The organism is Oleiphilus sp. HI0117, from assembly GCF_001635235.1.
Window position 1 is genome coordinate 1 of the sequence record NZ_LWGA01001210.1, and the last position, 491, is coordinate 491.

The window sequence follows — 491 nt, forward strand, 5'->3', positions numbered from 1 at the left end:
TGCTTATTGTCTAAGGTATTGAGTGCCTCGTCATAACGGCCTTGTTCCCATGCGGACAAGCTGGCTTCCAACTCTGCACTTTGTTCGACCTTCGCCGAAAAGTACTGCCAACATTTCAACAAAACGATAGACAGGGATATTACCGAAAGGGCAAGAAGAATCCAGACGACTGGGCCACCGATATTCAATAGTTCAATCAGAGGGTCAAGCATATTAGCGTTCAAGTTACTTGCTTGGTTGGGAGTAATTTCGGCTTGCATGTGGGGGGATTCCAAATAAATCATTATTAATAATGCAAATGATAATGATTATCATGAAGCATTGCAATAGAGGTGTTATGACGGGAGAATTATCTGCTGAGGAGCCCCTCGTTGGTCGGCAGGGGGCTCCATGCCCAAATATCAAAAGTTGAATTGTTGTAGTGTTTGTTTAGAATGCTGGCATGACTAAACCCTTGCGTGCTTTATTTCACTACTTCCTGGCCCTTACGA

At 44.0% G+C, this 491-nt stretch carries 1 pseudogene; it reads right to left on the minus strand.

Annotated elements, in window-relative coordinates:
- Positions 1–260 (minus strand): annotated as a pseudogene (locus A3757_RS21255) (hypothetical protein); the annotation flags it as partial.
- Positions 261–491 lie beyond the last annotated feature (231 nt).